We start from the raw sequence: 15,676 nt of genomic DNA, 5'->3' as shown, positions 1-15,676 counted from the left end.
GGGGAGGTCACCAGGTGGGTGCGGGCACGGTGGTGATACCCAGCGTGCTCTGCATCGGCAGCAGTCCGGCCTGGATCACGCCCAGGAAGAAGGGCACCATCAGCTCCATGAAGCGCTCGGACCGCTCGGTCCCCAGCGCCTCCCACGGCCCGGCCGCCAGCTGGTCGGTGAGCCGCTCGACCTCGTTGCGGCCGGCCCGCCCGCGCTCGGTGACCTCGCCGTCCGCGTCCAGCCAGCCGCGCGAGGCCAGCCGCTCCCGGGCGGCCGACCACTCCTCGTCCGTCCAGCCGCGGCCGGCGAAGTTCTCCGCCGGAGCGGCTCCCACCGCGGCGAAGGAGACCAGCGACTCGCACGGGTCCAGGCCCGCCGTGAGGAGTGCGGCCAGGTGCCCGTCCCCGCGGTGCTCGCGCAGGACGGTGACCGCCTGCCAGAGCGCCAGATGCGGCTCCTCGGGCCAGGCCAACGCGGCGTTGGCCGCGGCCAGCGGCCGCCCGGCCGTCACGGCGGCCTCGGCCGCCAGCCGGGCCAGCCCCACCAGTTCGGTGAACTCGGCGGTGTGCAGCCGCCCGGCGAACAGGCTGCGGTAGACGGCGTCCACCGACCGCAGCCGTGCCTCCAGGACCTTCTCCGGACCGGCCACCGCCCAGGCCTTCGGCACGTGGCGGGCGACGGCCGCGGGGCTGAAGCTGTAACAGACGGCGGTGGCCACCTCGGCGCCCACCGCCCCCAACGGGGCGATCCGCCAGGCGAAGTAGCGGGGCCAGCGGTCCGTCACGTCGTAGCCGAGCGCCTCGGCCTCGACGGCGGCCTCCTGGGCGAAGTACAGCACCGCGTGCATCGGCTCCAGGTGGTGCCAGGCGCGGCGTGGTAGGGCACGGTCGAGCGTCATGGCGAGATCCTCCCGGGGGCGGCTACGGCGTCGGGACCTGATCGAACACCACCCGGAACCGCACTGTCCAGCGAGCCCGGACCGGGCCGGCCGGCGGCATCCGGAACGCTGGACTCCCTTTGACGGTGGCCGATCTGACGGTGCGACGACCTCAGCTGTTTGCTACGGGCGGGCGCCGGTCCCGGAGCCGGGCGATGACGAGTTCGGCTACCAGCAGGTCCAGCAGCCAGGCCGCCCAGGCGCCGCTCTCGTACGCCTGCCCGAACGGGACGCCGGCCGCCGAGAAGCCCGAGATCCACAACCGGAACGTCACCCCGGTGAAGATCAGGGCGTACGACCTGATCATCCACACCTGGTGGCGGGCCACCGCGCCCCGCCTGATCGTGACGTACGCGGCCACCGAGGTCGCCGCCACCAGCAGCCCCAGCGCACCGAAGCCGAGCGGGGCGATCGGGCCGAACAGCCCGTTCGGAGCCAGCCACAGGCCGCCGGACGCGGTGGCCAGCGTGCTCACCAGGTAGATCCGGCCGATCAACCGGTGCACGGCCGGGTACCGGCTGCGGAAGCGGGGCGGGAACTGCCAGGGCCCCAGGAGCAGTGCCACCACCGCGCCTCCCACGTGCAGCGTCAGCGGCGCCAGATGGGCGAGGTAGGTGGCGCGCTGCTCCGGGAGGAAGGTGTCGGGGTCGAGGGTCAGATAGCGGGCGGAGAGCAGGGAGATCGCGGTGGCCAGCACGGTGACCGTGATCCAGCCGGCCCGGCGGAGGGCGGTGGGCGCCGGCGTGGCCGGCCGGGCCCGGGGGCGGGGAGCGGGCGGGGCTGCGGTGGGTCCGGAGGGGTTCATGGCGAGGACGCTACGGAGCGGCGGGCCCGGCGGCGTCCCCCTCCGGAGGCCGTCCGTGGTGCCGGCGGGAGGGTACGTCCGGCCCCGCGTACCCCGCCGGGGGTACGTCCGTCGTACCCCCGCCGGGCGATGCGCCCGCCCACCGTGTGCCGCTAGGGTCCGGAGCTGTCACCGCGCTGCGGTGAGCGCGACCCACCGGAGCTGCGATGAGCCTGCCGACGTCCCCCGCACCCCGCACCAGGCGCCCGGCCGCCCCGCCGGCCGGCGCGCCGTCAGGAGCCCCGGCCGCCGAGCCGTTCGCGGACCTCCGGGAGCACCTCGACCGTCTCGACCGTCTCGACCGCCTCGGCCGTCTCGGCCGGGTGGAGCAGGCGTGCGCGGCGTGACGGCCGGCGCGGGCTCCGCCCGGGTGCTCGGGGCGGCCCGGCTGGTCGGTGCCGCCCGGAGCGGCGTCGCCGACCTGCGCCGCACCGGTCGGGGCGCCGCCCTCCTGGACGGCGCGCTCGCCGCCGCATGCCTCGCCGCCATGGTCGCCGAACGCGTCCGGGCGGCAGCGCCGGCACACCTGGCGCTCCCACCGGCCCTCCTGCTCAGCCTCGTCGTCGCCGGCGCCCTCGCCCTGCGCCGCCGCGCGCCGCTGGCCGCATACCTCGCCGGGACGGCGGCGCTCGCGGTCGAGGCGCTGTTCGTGCTGCCCAGCCCCGTCTCCCCGTACGCGAACCTGATCGGCCTCCACTCGCTCGGCCTGTACGCCACGCGCGGCCGGGCCCGGCTGGGGCCGCTCGTGCTGCTCCCCGGCCTGGCCGCGTACTTCGCCGGCCTGGCCCACACCTACCCGGCCGTGCCCGCGGGCGTCCTCTTCCTCTGGCTGCTGGCCTGGGCCGTCGGCTACGCCACCGCGCGGCGCCAGGAGGAGCGCGAGATCGCCCGCCGGCTGCTGCGCCAGCGCGTCGTCGTCGAGGAACGGGCCAGGATCGCCCGCGAGCTGCACGACCTGGTGGGCCACACGCTGAACGTGATGCTGGTCCAGGCCGGCGCCGCCCGCCGGGTCCTCCCCCGGGACCCGGAGCAGACCCGCGAGCTGCTCGCGGGGCTGGAGCACACCGGACGGGAGGCGCTCGACGAACTCGACCGGGTACTCGGCCTGCTGCGCCGGGTCGGCCCGCCGCCTTCCGCCCAGGCCACCGGCTCCGAGCAGGGGCCGCCCGCCCCGGACGGCCCCGACCCGCAACCCGGCCTCGCGGACCTGCCCCGGCTGATCGACCGCGTCGGCCAGGCCGGCGTCCGGGTCACCGCCCGGCTGGATCCCGCTCTCGACCAGGTGCCGCGCACCATCGACCGGTCCGCCTACCGGATCGTCCAGGAGGCCCTCACCAACACGGTCAAGCACGGCCGGACCGGCGCCGCCGACACCGTGACCGCCACGGTGACCGTCGCCGTCCGCCCCGAGGCGGGCCTGCTCGACCTCCTGGTCCGCGACGCCGGCCGCGGCGCCCCCGGCGGCTACACGCCCGGCCGGGGCCTGCTGGGGATCGCCGAACGGGTCGCGATGTTCGGCGGCAGCCTGGAACACGAGGGCGGTGAACGGGGCGGGTTCCGGATCCACGTGCTGCTCCCGCTCGGGTGACGGCCGGGGTGCGGGTGCGGGTGGTGATCGCCGACGACGACGCCCTCCTCCGGGCGGGCGTCGCCGTGGTCCTCGGCACCGAGGACGGCATCGAGGTGGTCGGTCAGGCCGCCGACGGCCTGCAGGCGGTCGAACTGTGCCGCACGCTGCTGCCGGACGTCGTCCTGATGGACGTCCGGATGCCCGGCATCGACGGGATCGAGGCGACCCGGCGGATCGTCGCCGACGGCCTGGCGACCCGCGTGCTGGTGCTGACCACCTTCCACCACGACGAGTACGTCTGGGGCGCGCTGCGGGCCGGTGCGGGCGGGTTCCTGCTCAAGCGGGCCTCGCCCGAGCGGCTGGTCGACGCCGTCCGGACGCTCGCGGCCGGCCAGGCCCTGCTGGACCCGGCCATCACCCGCGACCTGGTGAGCCACCTCGTCGCCCGCGGCCCCGCCCCGGCGGTGCCCGCCGTCCCCGACCGTCGGCTGGCCGGGCTGACCTCCCGGGAGCGGCAGGTGCTGCGCCGCGCCGCGGAGGGCGACTCCAACGCGGAGATCGCCGAGCTGCTGGTGGTCGCCGAGTCGACGGTGAAGACGCACATGAAGCGGATCCTCGCGAAGACCGGCGCGCGGGACCGCGCGCAGGCGGTGGCGATCGCCCACCGGGGCGGCCTGATGGCCGCGGCGGACCCGCTGTGACGGGCCGTGGTCCCGAGTACGGGGGTCAGGGCGCCAGCGCGGCGTCCACGGCGGCCCGGGCGTGCAGGCTGGTGGTCGCGAACACCGGGACGGGGCTGTGCTCGGGGCCGATCAGTAGCTCGATCTCGGTGCAGCCCAGGACGATCCCCTCCGCGCCGGCCGCGACCAGGTCGGCGATCACGGCCCGGTACGCGTCCCGCGACTGCGTACGGACGATGCCGAGGCAGAGCTCCTCGTAGATCACCCGGTGCACCTCCGCCCGCCCGGCCCCGTCCGGCAGGATCACCTCCAGACCGTGGCCCGCGAGGCGGTCCCGGTAGAAGTCCTGCTCCATCGTGAACGCGGTGCCGAGCAGCCCGACCTTGCCGAGACCGGCGGCGAGCACCGCCTGCGCGGTGGTGTCGGCCAGGTGCAGCAGCGGCACGGACACCGCCTCGGCCACCTGGTCCGCGACCTTGTGCATGGTGTTGGTGCAGATCAGCAGCAGGTCGGCCCCCGCCGCCTCCAGCGACCTGGCGGCCTCGGCCAGCACCTCGCCCGCCCGGCGCCAGTCCCCGGCGACCTGGAGCCGCTCGATCTCGGCGAAGTCGACGGAGTACAGCACGCACCTGGTCGAGTGCAGCCCGCCCAGGCGCTCGCGGGTCAGCACGTTCAGCAGGCGGTAGTACTCCGCGGTCGATTCCCAGCTCATCCCGCCGAGCAGTCCGATGGTCTTCACCGGGCCACTCTGGCACAACCCCGGCCGGCACCGGCGGGGGAGGGCCCGCAGGGCTTCCGGGCGGGCGGGAGCCGGGCGTACGGACCCTGCGGTCAGGCGGTCAGGCGGTCAGGCGGTCAGGCGGTCAGCGGGTTAGCGGGTCAGTCGGTCAGCGGGTCGGCGGGTCAGCGGATGAGCCGCTGGACGTCGGTGTAGCTCGGGGCCCGGGACGTCACCCCGGCGGGCGACCGGCCCTCCCGGACGGCCACGGCCGCCGCGACGGCGGCGCCGAGAGCCAGGCGGTAGAGCAGCGAACCCAGGCTGACCCGCGCCACACCGAGGTCGGCGAGCTGCGGCAGGGTGGGCCCGGCGGGGGAGAGCAGGACGTTCAGCGGCGCCTCGACCTGCCGGACCAGCTCGGCGATGCCGGCCGGGTCGGCCAGGCCGGGTACGAACACCCCGTCGGCGCCGGCCTGCTGATAGGCGTCGAGCCGCTCCACGGTCTCCCGCTCGTGGCCGCCCAGCCAGTAGGTGTCGGTACGGGCGTTCACGAAGAGGCCGGGGGCCTCGGCCTTCACCGCCGCGATCTTCGCCGCGTGCAGGGCCGCCGGGGCCAGCGAGCCGTCGGCCCGGCCGTCCTCCAGGTTGAGGCCGGCCACGCCGGCCGCGGCCAGTTCACCGGCGAGCGCGGCGACCTCGGCGGGGTCGTCGCTGAAGCCGGCCTCCACGTCCACGGAGACCGGGAACGGCTCCCGGCCCAGCCGTCGGGCCAGCCGCAGGGTCTCCGCCCGGGTGGCGCCCGTGCCGTCGGGGAGGCCGGCCGCCGCCGCGACCCCCAGGCTGGTGGTGCCGATCGCCGCGAAGCCCTGGTCGGCGAGCAGTACCGCCGAGGCGTGGTCCCAGGCGTTGGGGAGCAGCAGGGGTGCGCCGGGCCGGTGCAGAGCGGCGAAGGGGGTCATGGCGTTCTCCGGTGGGGTGGGGTGGGTGGTGCTCACGGGGTGGTCGGGCGGTCGTCGCCGTCGCGGGTTGCGCCGTCCAGGACTCCGGCAGCCAGGACTCCGGCGGTCAGGACTCCGGCGGCCAGGGCGAGCGCGTGCCGGTGGCCGGGGCAGAGCCGGGGCGCGGCGCCGAAGGTCAGCGCCGCCGGCCCGGCGGCGGGGGCCCGGTCGGGGGTGAAGACGTCCGGGTCGGTGAACACCTCCGGGTCCCGGTTGGCGGCGGCGACGTCGAGCAGGACGACGTCCCCGGCGGCGATCTCGACACCGGCGACCCGGGTGCCGCGTACGGCGACCCGGCGCAGGGCACGGACCGGCGGATCGTGCCGAAGGGTCTCGACCAGCAGGGCCTCGGGGGAGTGACTGCCGGGCCGGTCGGCGACCGCACGGCGGGTGTGCTCGACCAGCGTGGCGGTCGCGTCGCAGGCCTGGACGAGCAGTCCGATCCGGTTGGCGGCGGCCTCCAGCGCCGCCTCGTCCGGGTCGGGCGCACCGCCGGGGGCGGGCGGGTCGGGGAGCAGCCGGGGGAGCAGCCAGGCCACCGCGGCGTCGGCAGCGTCGTCGGCCTCGGCCTCGTCGGCCTCGTCGGCAGCGTCGTCGGAGGAGGCATGCGCGGGGCCGGCTCCCGGCCCCGCGCCGGGAGCCGCGCTGCCGAAGTAGGCGCCCGCGACCACCACCACCGCCCGGGCGACCGCCTCGGGCTCGGCGACGCCCAGCGCGGCGGCGAGCACCCCCACCACCCGGAGCCGGGCGTCGGGCCCGGTGGCCGCGGCGGCGGCCGTCCGCAGCGTCGCCGGATCGAGCCGGGCCAGCTCGGCCTCGACCAGGGCTCGCCGGCGCGCGTGTACGTCCCCGGCGCTGAACCTGGCCACCGTGGCACGCAGCCAGGCCGTGCTCCCCGGCGGGCCCGACCGGGCGGGCAGCGGGACGAGGTGCGGGTCGGCGAGGGCCGTCCCGACCTCGGCGTGGCGGGTGAACACGTGCTCCGTGGTGGGCATGTCCGCCACTCTAGGAGCGGCACGTTTCGGCGCCCGCCGAACCGTGCCGTGGTGGCCGGCCGGCATCGGAGCCACCGTCAGAAACGCCGCCACGGCCCGGACCGCCCTTCCGCCCTTCCGTCCTTCCGTCCTTCCGGAGTTCCCGAGTTCCCGAGTTCCCGAGTTCCGAACTTCCGGACTTCGCCCGGGCGGGGTTGCCTGCCGCTACATTTGACGCACGGCCCCGGCCGTACGTCGCTTCGGTTCGCCACCCGGGGCGAGGAGGGACGGCGGCGCTCCACCGGGCACCGCCGGCAACCGGTGTCCCCGGGCCGGGAGCAGCGAAGGAGCCGCAGCATGACGACTCATGACGCATCGCCCGTGCGCGAGCGGGTCAGCGCCGACGAGGCCGAGGCCCTGCACACCCTGGCGACGCGCGAGCTGGCCCGGGCGGCGACGCTGGCCTCCCTGCTGGAGGACGTCGCGCTCAACGGACTGCCCGCCCCCGAGGAGTGCCGGCCGTGGGAGGAGATCCGCGAGGAGCACCTGCGACGTGCCGACGCCGGGTCGGCGGGCGGGACCGCCTGACGGCGGTGGCTCCGGCACCACGGGCCACACCGCACGTCCCCCGAGGGCTCCGCCCGGGGGCGGGGGCAGCACTCACCCGTCGGTGGCGAAGCTCCCGAAGACCGCCCGTCCGACGGGCCGGTAGGTGTGGATGGCGACCCCGGCGGCGGTGGTGCGGGATTCCAGGAGCCGGAACGAGGTGGGCAGTCCGACCTCCGGGAACAGGCGCTTGCCCTGGCCGAGGACGACGGGGAAGACCAGCAGCCGGTACTCGTCGATGAGGTCGTGCTCCAGCAGGGACCCGGCGAGCGATCCGCTGCCGTGGATCTGGAGTTCACCGTCGAAGTGCTGCTCCTTGAGCTGCGCCACCTGCTCCGGGACGTTCGCGCCGAGGAGCGTGCTGCCCGCCCAGTGGGTCCGGTCGAGGGTCGCTGAGGCGACGTACTTGGGCAGGGAGTTCAGCCGGGTGGCGATCCGGTTCTGCGGGTCGGTCACCTTGGGCCAGTAGCCGGCGAAGATCTCGTACGTGCGGCGGCCGAGCAGGAAGGCGCCGGCGCGGTCGACGACCTCCGTCATGAAGTCGCCCACCTCCTCGTCGCCGAAGGGGACGAGCCAGCCGCCGAACCCGAAGCCGCCGCTGGTGTCCTCCTCGGGACCGCCGGGGGCCTGCACCACACCGTCCAGGGTGAGGAACGTGGTGAAGGTCAGTTCGGTCATGGCGCTTCCCGTCTCCGTCCGGCGCGGTCACTGCGCCCAGATTTCCAGACGGGACCGGCTCCGCCGCCCGCGGCGCGCCGAAGCCGCGGGCCTGCCGCGCCGCCCGGCTACCCGGCCCGCCCGCGCCGCGGACCTCAGGCCGGGTGGTCCGGCGCCGCCGGCAACGGGGTGTCCCAGTCGAGCAGCCGCCGCAGCTCCTCGTCCACGCCGGGGGCTGGCCGCTCGGAGTCGCGCGGTGGCGCGCCGGACGGTGTCGGCCCGTTCGTGCGGCTCGCCGTGAGCCGGGCGCTGGCCGCGGTGTTCTGCTCCGCCCGGGGCCGGCGCAGCCGCTCGTAGTGCTCCAGCGCCGCCGCCCGGTCATCGGGCCCGGAGCCCGCGTCGCGCAGCGCCTTGGCCAGCACCACGGCGTCCTCCAGGGCCATCGAGGCGCCCTGTCCGGTGGCGGGCGAGGCGGCGTGGGCGGCGTCGCCGAGCAGGACGGTGCGGCGCCCGCGCCAGCGGCCCCCGGGCGGCAGGTGCCGGGCATTGGTGACCATCAGGCGGTCGCCGGTGGCGGCGACGATCTCCGCCGCGGCCGTCCGGTCGGGCCGCAGCAGGGGCAGCAGCCGCTCGCGCCAGCCGGCCGGCCCGGTGGCCGCCAGCTCCGCGGCACCCGCCGGCGGGCCGGGCACCCGCGCGAACCAGTAGGCCTCCCCGGCGGGGGAGAACGCGTACCCGAACGCGGCGCCGCTGCCCCGGACCATCGTGATCCGGTCGCCGCCGCCCCCGGCCGGCACCGGGGCGTCGGCGGTGTACCCGTAGAAGACCTGCTGGCCCGCGTACTGCGGCTCGGGAGCCTGCGGATCGAGTCCGGACCGGACGGCCGAGTGCAGGCCGTCGGCGCCCACCACCAGCTCCGCGGTCGCCGAGCCGCCGTCCGCGAACGTCAGCTCGACGGCGTCCGCGCGCTCCCGCAGCCCGAGCAGTCGGGCCCCGTGCCGGATCGGGATCCCCCGGCGGCGCACCTCGCCGCGCAGTGCCTCGCCGAGGTCCGCGCGCCGCAGGCAGCGGTAGCGGGTCGGCGGGTGGTCGTGCTCCCCGAGGGGTACGGCGGCCAGCTCCCGCCCGGCCTCGTCGAGCACGCTCATCGTGGTGAGCGGGAAGCCGAGCGCACCCGCCGCCGCCGCGGCGTCCAGTTCGGCGAGCGCGCGCATGCCGTTGCTCGCGAGGGTGAGGAACGCCCCGGCGTCCGCGCCGCCGTCGGGGTGCGCCTCGTGGACGGTGACCTGGAAGCCCGCCTTGTGCAGCCCGAGGGCCACCGCCGCGCCGCCGATCCCCCCGCCGATGACCACGACCTCGACCATCCCGGTGCTCCCTCCGGCTTCACCCCACCGCCACGGGTGGGTCCTGACGTTCCGTCACCTGAACCCTAGCCGCCCGCCGCCGCGGGGCCGGGGCGAACCCCGGGACCGGCCGAAACCCGCCGGGCCGGGCGGCCGGCCACCGCTCCGGAGCCCCCCGCGCGTCGGCCGGACCGGTGGCGGACCGGTGGCCGGACGGTGTGTCCGGTGCGGGCGATGCGGTGCGGGCCGGTGTGATGGTGCAGGATGAGGGCATGGCTGCAAACGTTTACTTCGACATCACCATCGACGGCGAGGCCGCTGGCCGGATCGTCTTCAAGCTGTACGACGACGTGGTTCCCAAGACGGCTCAGAACTTCCGTGAGCTGGCCACCGGGCAGCACGGCTTCGGGTACGCCGGTTCGGCCTTCCACCGCGTCATCCCCGAGTTCATGCTGCAGGGCGGTGACTTCACCCGTGGGGACGGCACGGGCGGGAAGAGCATCTACGGCACGACCTTCGCCGACGAGAACTTCAAGCTCAAGCACGACAAGCCGTTCCTGCTGTCCATGGCGAACGCCGGCCCGGGCACCAACGGCTCGCAGTTCTTCGTCACCACGGTGCTGACGCCGTGGCTGGACGGCAAGCACGTCGTGTTCGGCGAGGTCGTGGAGGGCCAGGACCTGGTCACCAAGATCGAGGGCAAGGGCTCCCCCTCCGGCAACACCCGCGCGAAGATCGTCATCGCCGAGTCCGGCATCGTGGAGTAACTCCCGCGACCCCGACGGGGGCGGGCGCCGCGACTGCGGCCGTCCCGCCCCCGCCCCGTTCCGCCCGGGCCTCGCCCACCGACCGGCCCCGGCACGGTGTTCCGACCGGCCCGACCGGCCCCGCGCCCTGCAAAACGCGTGATCGGCCCCGTCCGGGCCCGGATCCCTCTAAGCTGCCATGACAAAAGCAGTGGCACCGGGGGACGCGCACGATGACAACAGCCGACGACCTGTCCGTACGGCGGGCGGGCCTCGCGATCGCCGAGGCCGTCGAGAGCCTGGACCGGCAGAAGTTGAAGGCCCTCGGCCCGGACGCCTTCGAGGCCCAGTTCCAGGCCCGCGAGGCCCTGCTGGAGCACGTGCGGGAGATTTGGGACGACCTGAAGGCGCGCGGGCTGAGCCCCGCGGTACGCTCCGAGTACCAGCCCGTCGCCGCGTTGCTGGACATCCTCACCGCACTGGGCGAGCACGCCGCCCACACCGAGCGGCCCTGACCACCGGGCCGGCGCCGCGACGGCGACGAACCGAGTCGACGTACTGAACCGACCTACTGAACCGACTTACTGAGCCGACGTACCGACAGTGATCTACCGGCAGCGACGCACCGACGGGGACGCCCCGGCGGTCCGGACGCAGACGACACCGTGGGGGACTCCGTGAGCAGGCCGTTGCTGTTCCTCGACGTGGACGGACCACTCAACCCGTACGCGGCGGTACCCGAGAGCTGCCCCGACGGGTACGTCACCGCCCGCGGCCGGCACGCCACCGGCGGGCGCCCGGGGATCCTGGGGCGGAGTACGAGAGCGCGGGAGGTGTGGCTGAATCCGGGACACGGGCGGGCACTGTCCGCCCTCGGCTACGAGATCTGCTGGGCCACCGCCTGGATGGGCGACGCGAACCGGTGGATCGGACCGGTGCTCGGTCTGCCCGAACTGCCGTTCGTGGACTTCGGTGAGGCCCTGCTCACCGAACGCCCGGACGGCGTGCACTGGAAGACCGCCCCGCTGCTGGCGTACGCGGCGGGCCGGCCGTTCGCCTGGGTGGACGACGAACAGGGCGACGCGGACCACCGGCACGTGGCCGGCGCCCACCGCGGAGCCGCGCTGCTCCACCACGTCGATCCGCGGATCGGGCTGCGCGAGGACGACTTCACGGCTCTCAAGGCCTTCGCCGCCTCCCTCGACTGACCGGCCCCGACCGGCGCCGGCCGAGCACCCTCCGGCGGCGCCGGCGGGCTCGGGGAGCGCCGGCGCAGCGGGTGGCCCGGCCGTCGGGCATGGTCGGGTGGCTCGCCCGTTCGGCGTAGCCGGGTGTCCCCCCGCCGGTGTCGGGCTGCAGGTGGCGGCCCCGGCCCACATAGTTGAAGGGTCGACCCCGGCCCGAGCTCTCCAGGCCGGCCAGAGCTTGGGAGCCGGCTGATGGACCGTTCGACCAGTGTTCCGCACGACGGGTACTCGGAGCACCGCTGGAAGGCCCTCACCGGCATGTGCGTCGCGGCCGGCATGGTCTGGCTGTCGTTCGCCGACTTCGGGGTGGCCGTCCCGACGATCTCCGAGGAGCTCTCGGTATCCCTGCCGGACCTGCAGTGGGCCAACAACGCGTTCAGCCTCTCCACCGGGGCGCTCGTCCTGGCGGCGGGTCGGCTCGGGGACGTGTTCGGACGCAAGCGGATGCTGGAGCTCGGCCTGCTCGTGATGGGCGCCGTCTCCCTGGTGGCCGCGTTCGCTCCCGGGGTGACCGGCATGATCGTCGGGCGGGCGGCCATGGGGGTGGGCGCCGCGCTGATCCTGCCCGCCACGCTGGCGCTGATCCCGCCGATGTTCCCGCCGGAGGAGCAGCCGAGGGCGTTCGGCGCCTGGATGGCGGTGGCCTGGGTCGGCCAGGCCGCGGGGCCTGCCGTCGGCGGCGTCCTCACCGGAGTGCTCGGCTGGCGCTCCACCTTCTGGATCAACGCCCCGCTGGCGTTGGTCGGCCTGTGGCTGGTGCGGCGCTCGGCCGTCGAGTCCACCGACCCCAGGGCGTCCCGGCACATCGACCTGCCGGGGCTGTTCACCAGCGCCCTGGCGGCGTTCTGCCTGCTGTACGGCTGCACGGCCGGTCAGGAGAAGGGTTTCGACGACCCGATGATCATCGCGCTGCTGGTCGGCTCGGTGGCCCTGGCAGGGCTCTTCGTCCTGCTGGAGAAGCACGTGTCCGACCCGCTCATCGACCTGAGATTGTTCTCCTCCCGCCCGTTCTGCGGGGCGCTGGTGGCGAACTCCGTGATGAACATCGTCTTCGCGGGGGTGAGCTTCCTGCTCACGCTGTACCTCCAGGAGGTCAGGGGCTACGGCCCGGTCGCGGCCGGGCTCCTGCTGCTGCCCTCCACCGTGACCATCCTGCTGCTCAACCCGGTGGGCGGCCGGGTGTCGGCCCGCCGCGGGGCCCGGCTCCCGGTGATGGCCGGGGTGCTGCTGCTGGGCGCCGGCACCCTGGTGACGGCCCTGATCGGCCGGCACTACAGTTACGCCGCCCTGGCCGGCGGTCTGCTGGTGCTCGGCGCCGGCCTCGGCCTGATGTCGATCCCGCTGTCGGACACCGCCGTGGCCGGGCCGCCCGAGGAGCTGGCCGGTACGGCGTCCGGCATGTTCAAGGTGACCAGCATGCTGGGCGGCGCCTTCGGCGTCGCGGTGATGGTCGCCGTCGAACAGGCGGTGGAGACGAACCAGGCGATCGACCGGGCCAAGGCGGCCGGACTCTCCGACGCGGACGCCCAGCAGCTCGGAAACGCCGTGACGGACTCCAAGTTGGCCGACCAGATCCTCTCCTCCGTCGACCAGGCGACCAGTGACGCGATCAACGCGGCCTTCCGCCAGGTCGAGGCGATCGGGGCCGGTCGGGCGATCGCCCTGGCCGGACTGCTCGCCGTCGTGGCGGGCCTGGCGCTCCCGCTCGTCTGGCGGACCCGCAAGGCGGCCGCGCCGCTGGAGGCCGGCGGACCGTCGGAGCCGGTCGAGGCACCCTGACCCGCCGGAACTCGGCTTCCGTGTGCGAACGTTCCCGGCGTCGCCGGGTTCGCTCACGTTTTCGGCCAGTTGACTTCTGCAACGCCTGCACCGGCTCACGATGTGGTTGGATTCGACCACGCACCGCACTCCACGCATGTGTGCGCTCCGCGATCCGGAGCCGCGCATCGGACCACGGAAGGGCGACCGGTGACCTCATGGCGGAATCAGGACGGAACGAGACCGCCGGCTTGGCCCTCTACCAATGGCTGCGGGAGAACGATTCCAGCGACCTCGCCGATGCCGCGGACGCCCTCGGGCTCGACGCCGGGGAGGCGGCCGCCGCCCGGGCCGAACTCCGGACGCTCCGGCTGATCCGGCCCGGCGCCTCGGCCGGGGAGACCGACCTGGTCGAACCGGACGCGGCCCTGCTGAGCCTGCTGCGCCAGAAGCAGGCGGTGCTCCGCACCCAGTGCGAGGAACTGACCTCGATCGTCGACGCGACCGAGTCCCTGCTGGGCCGCTACCGGCCCGCCGTGGCACGGGCGACCGAGCGGGTCGAGGTGGAGATGGTCGTCGGTTGGCGCGACCAGCAGCGCGTCCTGCGGGACTTCTCCGACACCCCCAGGACGCAGAGCGACACCCTGCACGCCGACCGGGTGCCGTCCAAGACGATACGCCAGACCCTGAACAGCTTCCTCACCGACAAGAGCCGGATGGTCAGACGGGGCGTCGCCGTCCGGGCCATCTACCCACAGGGCTTCAACTCGGCGCGCTGGCAGTGCAAGTACCTCGCCGAGGTGCAGCGGGTCGGGGTGGAGCTGCGGCTCGCCCCGCAGGTTCCGTTCAGCCTCGTCATCGGCGACCTCGACGTCGCGCTGCTGCCGCCGCGCTCGGACCAGCCCGGCCAGGCCCTGATCGTGATCCGCGGCGCCGCGCTGGTGCGCACCTACGCCGCCCTCTACGACGACTACTGGCTGCGCTCCATTCCCTACCAGGGGCCCGGACACGCCGCCTCCGACCTCCAGGCGGACTGGCTGACCGAGCAGCACCGCACCTCACTGCGGCTGCTCGCCAACGGGCTGACGGACGAACGGATCGCCCGCTCGATGGGCGTGTCCGTCCGCACCGTCAGCCGGTTGGTGTCGGAGCTCTCCCGGCACCTCGGGGCGCACAGCCGGTTCCAGGCCGGTGTCATCGCCTGTTCCCGAGGGCTGGTCTGACCCCGCCCGGGCCGGCCGCGCCCGGCCCGGTCAGTGCTGCAGCGCGAGCCGGACGCCGAAGGCGATCAGCAGCGCCCCGGTGGACCGCTCGATCCGCTGCCGGACGACGGGGCGGCGCAGGAACGCTCCGAAGCGGTCCACCGTGACGGTGTAGAGGCTGAACCAGAGCAGGTACAGCAGCACGAACACCGCGGACAGCTCCAGGGCGCTGCCCAGCGTGTGCGCGCTGTCCGGCAGGAACTGCGGCAGGAAGGTCACGAAGAAGAGCGCCACCTTGGGGTTGAGGGCGTTCGACAGGAAGCCCTGCCGCAGGCACTGTGCCCGGGAGAGCGACGGGGCCTGCGGCGTGTCCCCGCCCTGGCGCGTGCGGCGCCGCGCGCTGCGCAGCGTGGCGATCCCCATCCATACCAGGTACATCGTGCCGACGACCTTGAGCACGGTGAACGCGGTCGCCGAGGCCAGCAGCAGCGCCGAGACGCCGAGCGAGGCGGCGCTCACGTGGACGCTCAGGCCGAGCATGCCGCCCAGCATGGTGAGGAGACCGGAGGAGCGGCCGCCGACCAGGGCGTTGCGGGTGATCAGTGCCTGGTCGGGGCCGGGGATCATGATCAGGAGCAGCGCGGCGACCGCGAACGTCAGCATGCCGCCGCCTCCACCGTCCGCAGCACCGCGGCGCGTTGCCGTTCACGGAAGTAGAAGTGGCCGCCGGCGAACGTGCGTTGCCGGATCGGGCCCATGGTGGTGTGCGCGCACCAGGCCGCCAGCTGCTCCTCGGACACCACGTCATCCCGGCCGCCGAGGACGGTGATCGGCACCGGCAGCGGCGGTCGGGGCCGCCAGCTGTAGGTCTCCACGATCCGGTAGTCGGCCCGTACGCAGTGCGCGGCCAGCCGGCTCAACTCGGCGTTGCCGAGCACCTCGTCCGGGATGCCGCCGTGCAGCCGGGCGACCTCGGCCAGCAACTCCCCGTCGGGCAGCCGGTGCAGCCCGCTGCTCTCGCGGGGCAGGTGCGGGGCCGGGTAGCTCGACAGGATGAGCCGCTCGGGCAGCGGACGCCCGGCCGTGCGCAGCGCCTGGGCGAACTCGTAGGCGACGAGGGCGCCGAAGCTGTGCCCGAAGAGGACGTACGGGGGGTTGAGGACGAGCTCCTCGACCAGCGTGCCGACCAGCTCGTCCATCCCGGTGGGTGCGGGCTCCTCCAGCCGGGAGCCGCGGCCGGGCAGTTGGACCGCGCAGACCGCGACCCTGCGCAGGTCACGGGCCCAGCGGACGTACTCCGCGGCCGAACCACCGCCGTGCGGAAGGCAGTAGAGGGTACGGGCGCTCCGCTCGGAGCCCGGTGCGCGGATGGTCCAGCGCGGTGTGGCGGGGGCGTCCATCCGCG

The 15,676-nt window shown here is 75.0% G+C and carries 18 protein-coding genes; 9 read left to right on the top strand and 9 right to left on the bottom strand.

Going from position 1 to position 15,676, the window contains the following annotated elements; genetic code table 11:
- Window positions 1-7: 7 nt before the first annotated feature.
- Window positions 8-889 carry a hypothetical protein gene (locus ACFTWP_RS30775; RefSeq protein ID WP_380268216.1) on the bottom strand — a complete coding sequence of 294 codons (882 nt, stop codon included), beginning with the start codon at window positions 887-889 and terminating at the stop codon, window positions 8-10.
- A 151-nt stretch (window positions 890-1,040) separates the two neighbouring features.
- Window positions 1,041-1,733 (bottom strand): DUF2306 domain-containing protein, encoded by a 693-nt coding sequence (locus tag ACFTWP_RS30770; protein WP_380268215.1) that lies wholly within the window; start codon window positions 1,731-1,733, stop codon window positions 1,041-1,043.
- Between the two features lie 206 nt (window positions 1,734-1,939).
- On the opposite strand from ACFTWP_RS30770, the gene ACFTWP_RS30765 reads away from it, so the two are divergent.
- The 3 genes from ACFTWP_RS30765 to ACFTWP_RS30755 are packed head-to-tail and all read left to right on the top strand — an operon-like array spanning window position 1,940 to window position 4,043.
- The gene (locus ACFTWP_RS30765) at window positions 1,940-2,119 is read left to right on the top strand and encodes a hypothetical protein (RefSeq protein WP_380268214.1); all 180 of its coding nucleotides are present in this window, start codon (window positions 1,940-1,942) and stop codon (window positions 2,117-2,119) included.
- Window positions 2,107-3,360 (top strand): sensor histidine kinase, encoded by a 1,254-nt coding sequence (locus ACFTWP_RS30760; RefSeq protein WP_380268213.1) that lies wholly within the window; start codon window positions 2,107-2,109, stop codon window positions 3,358-3,360. The genes ACFTWP_RS30765 and ACFTWP_RS30760 overlap by 13 nt, the downstream gene beginning before the upstream one ends.
- Window positions 3,361-3,368: 8 nt before the next feature.
- Complete coding sequence (locus ACFTWP_RS30755; protein ID WP_380268267.1) at window positions 3,369-4,043, top strand: response regulator; 675 nt, start codon at window positions 3,369-3,371, stop codon at window positions 4,041-4,043.
- 25 nt (window positions 4,044-4,068) lie between these two features.
- Here ACFTWP_RS30755 and ACFTWP_RS30750 read toward each other — a convergent pair whose 3' ends face one another.
- The 3 genes from ACFTWP_RS30750 to ACFTWP_RS30740 all read right to left on the bottom strand — a co-directional run bounded on the left by ACFTWP_RS30750 (window position 4,069) and on the right by ACFTWP_RS30740 (window position 6,733).
- On the bottom strand, window positions 4,069-4,761 hold the full coding sequence (locus ACFTWP_RS30750) for an aspartate/glutamate racemase family protein (RefSeq protein WP_380268212.1): 693 nt from the start codon (window positions 4,759-4,761) through the stop codon (window positions 4,069-4,071).
- A gap of 164 nt (window positions 4,762-4,925) precedes the next feature.
- Window positions 4,926-5,699, bottom strand: a complete 774-nt coding sequence (locus tag ACFTWP_RS30745) for an isocitrate lyase/phosphoenolpyruvate mutase family protein (RefSeq protein WP_380268266.1) — start codon at window positions 5,697-5,699, stop codon at window positions 4,926-4,928.
- Window positions 5,700-5,731: 32 nt separating this feature from the next.
- Window positions 5,732-6,733, bottom strand: coding sequence for a cytochrome P450 (locus ACFTWP_RS30740; RefSeq protein WP_380268211.1), 1,002 nt, complete (start codon window positions 6,731-6,733; stop codon window positions 5,732-5,734).
- Between the two features lie 336 nt (window positions 6,734-7,069).
- Between ACFTWP_RS30740 and ACFTWP_RS30735 the strand changes: the two genes are divergently transcribed.
- A complete protein-coding gene (locus tag ACFTWP_RS30735; RefSeq protein WP_380268210.1) occupies window positions 7,070-7,300 on the top strand; it encodes a hypothetical protein in 231 nt (76 codons plus the stop codon).
- Between the two features lie 72 nt (window positions 7,301-7,372).
- Here the strand turns inward: ACFTWP_RS30735 and ACFTWP_RS30730 are convergent, their stop codons facing one another.
- Both ACFTWP_RS30730 and ACFTWP_RS30725 read right to left on the bottom strand, forming a co-directional pair.
- On the bottom strand, window positions 7,373-7,996 hold the full coding sequence (locus ACFTWP_RS30730; RefSeq protein WP_380268209.1) for a dihydrofolate reductase family protein: 624 nt from the start codon (window positions 7,994-7,996) through the stop codon (window positions 7,373-7,375).
- Window positions 7,997-8,130: 134 nt separating this feature from the next.
- Complete coding sequence (locus ACFTWP_RS30725) at window positions 8,131-9,339, bottom strand: FAD-dependent oxidoreductase (RefSeq protein ID WP_380268208.1); 1,209 nt, start codon at window positions 9,337-9,339, stop codon at window positions 8,131-8,133.
- A 251-nt stretch (window positions 9,340-9,590) separates the two neighbouring features.
- Between ACFTWP_RS30725 and ACFTWP_RS30720 the strand changes: the two genes are divergently transcribed.
- The 5 genes from ACFTWP_RS30720 (at window position 9,591) to ACFTWP_RS30700 (ending at window position 14,292) form a co-directional block, all read left to right on the top strand.
- Entirely contained in the window at window positions 9,591-10,085 is a 495-nt protein-coding gene (locus ACFTWP_RS30720) for a peptidylprolyl isomerase (protein ID WP_380268207.1), read from the top strand.
- Window positions 10,086-10,297: 212 nt separating this feature from the next.
- A complete protein-coding gene (locus ACFTWP_RS30715; RefSeq protein WP_380268206.1) occupies window positions 10,298-10,579 on the top strand; it encodes a hypothetical protein in 282 nt (93 codons plus the stop codon).
- Between the two features lie 162 nt (window positions 10,580-10,741).
- Complete coding sequence (locus ACFTWP_RS30710; RefSeq protein WP_380268205.1) at window positions 10,742-11,272, top strand: hypothetical protein; 531 nt, start codon at window positions 10,742-10,744, stop codon at window positions 11,270-11,272.
- Window positions 11,273-11,503: 231 nt separating this feature from the next.
- On the top strand, window positions 11,504-13,090 hold the full coding sequence (locus ACFTWP_RS30705) for an MFS transporter (RefSeq protein ID WP_380268204.1): 1,587 nt from the start codon (window positions 11,504-11,506) through the stop codon (window positions 13,088-13,090).
- A 230-nt stretch (window positions 13,091-13,320) separates the two neighbouring features.
- Window positions 13,321-14,292, top strand: coding sequence for a LuxR C-terminal-related transcriptional regulator (locus ACFTWP_RS30700; protein ID WP_380268203.1), 972 nt, complete (start codon window positions 13,321-13,323; stop codon window positions 14,290-14,292).
- A 30-nt stretch (window positions 14,293-14,322) separates the two neighbouring features.
- On the opposite strand, the gene ACFTWP_RS30695 is transcribed toward ACFTWP_RS30700, so the two are convergent.
- Both ACFTWP_RS30695 and ACFTWP_RS30690 read right to left on the bottom strand, forming a co-directional pair.
- Window positions 14,323-14,934 (bottom strand): LysE family translocator, encoded by a 612-nt coding sequence (locus tag ACFTWP_RS30695; RefSeq protein ID WP_380268202.1) that lies wholly within the window; start codon window positions 14,932-14,934, stop codon window positions 14,323-14,325.
- A complete protein-coding gene (locus ACFTWP_RS30690) occupies window positions 14,928-15,671 on the bottom strand; it encodes a thioesterase II family protein (RefSeq protein WP_380268201.1) in 744 nt (247 codons plus the stop codon). Before ACFTWP_RS30690 ends, ACFTWP_RS30695 begins: the two co-directional genes overlap by 7 nt.
- Between the last annotated feature and the right edge of the window lie 5 nt (window positions 15,672-15,676).

Source organism: Kitasatospora sp. NPDC057015, assembly GCF_042673745.1.
Lineage (GTDB): Bacteria > Actinomycetota > Actinomycetes > Streptomycetales > Streptomycetaceae > Kitasatospora.
This window is presented reverse-complemented; position numbering and strand designations above follow the sequence as displayed.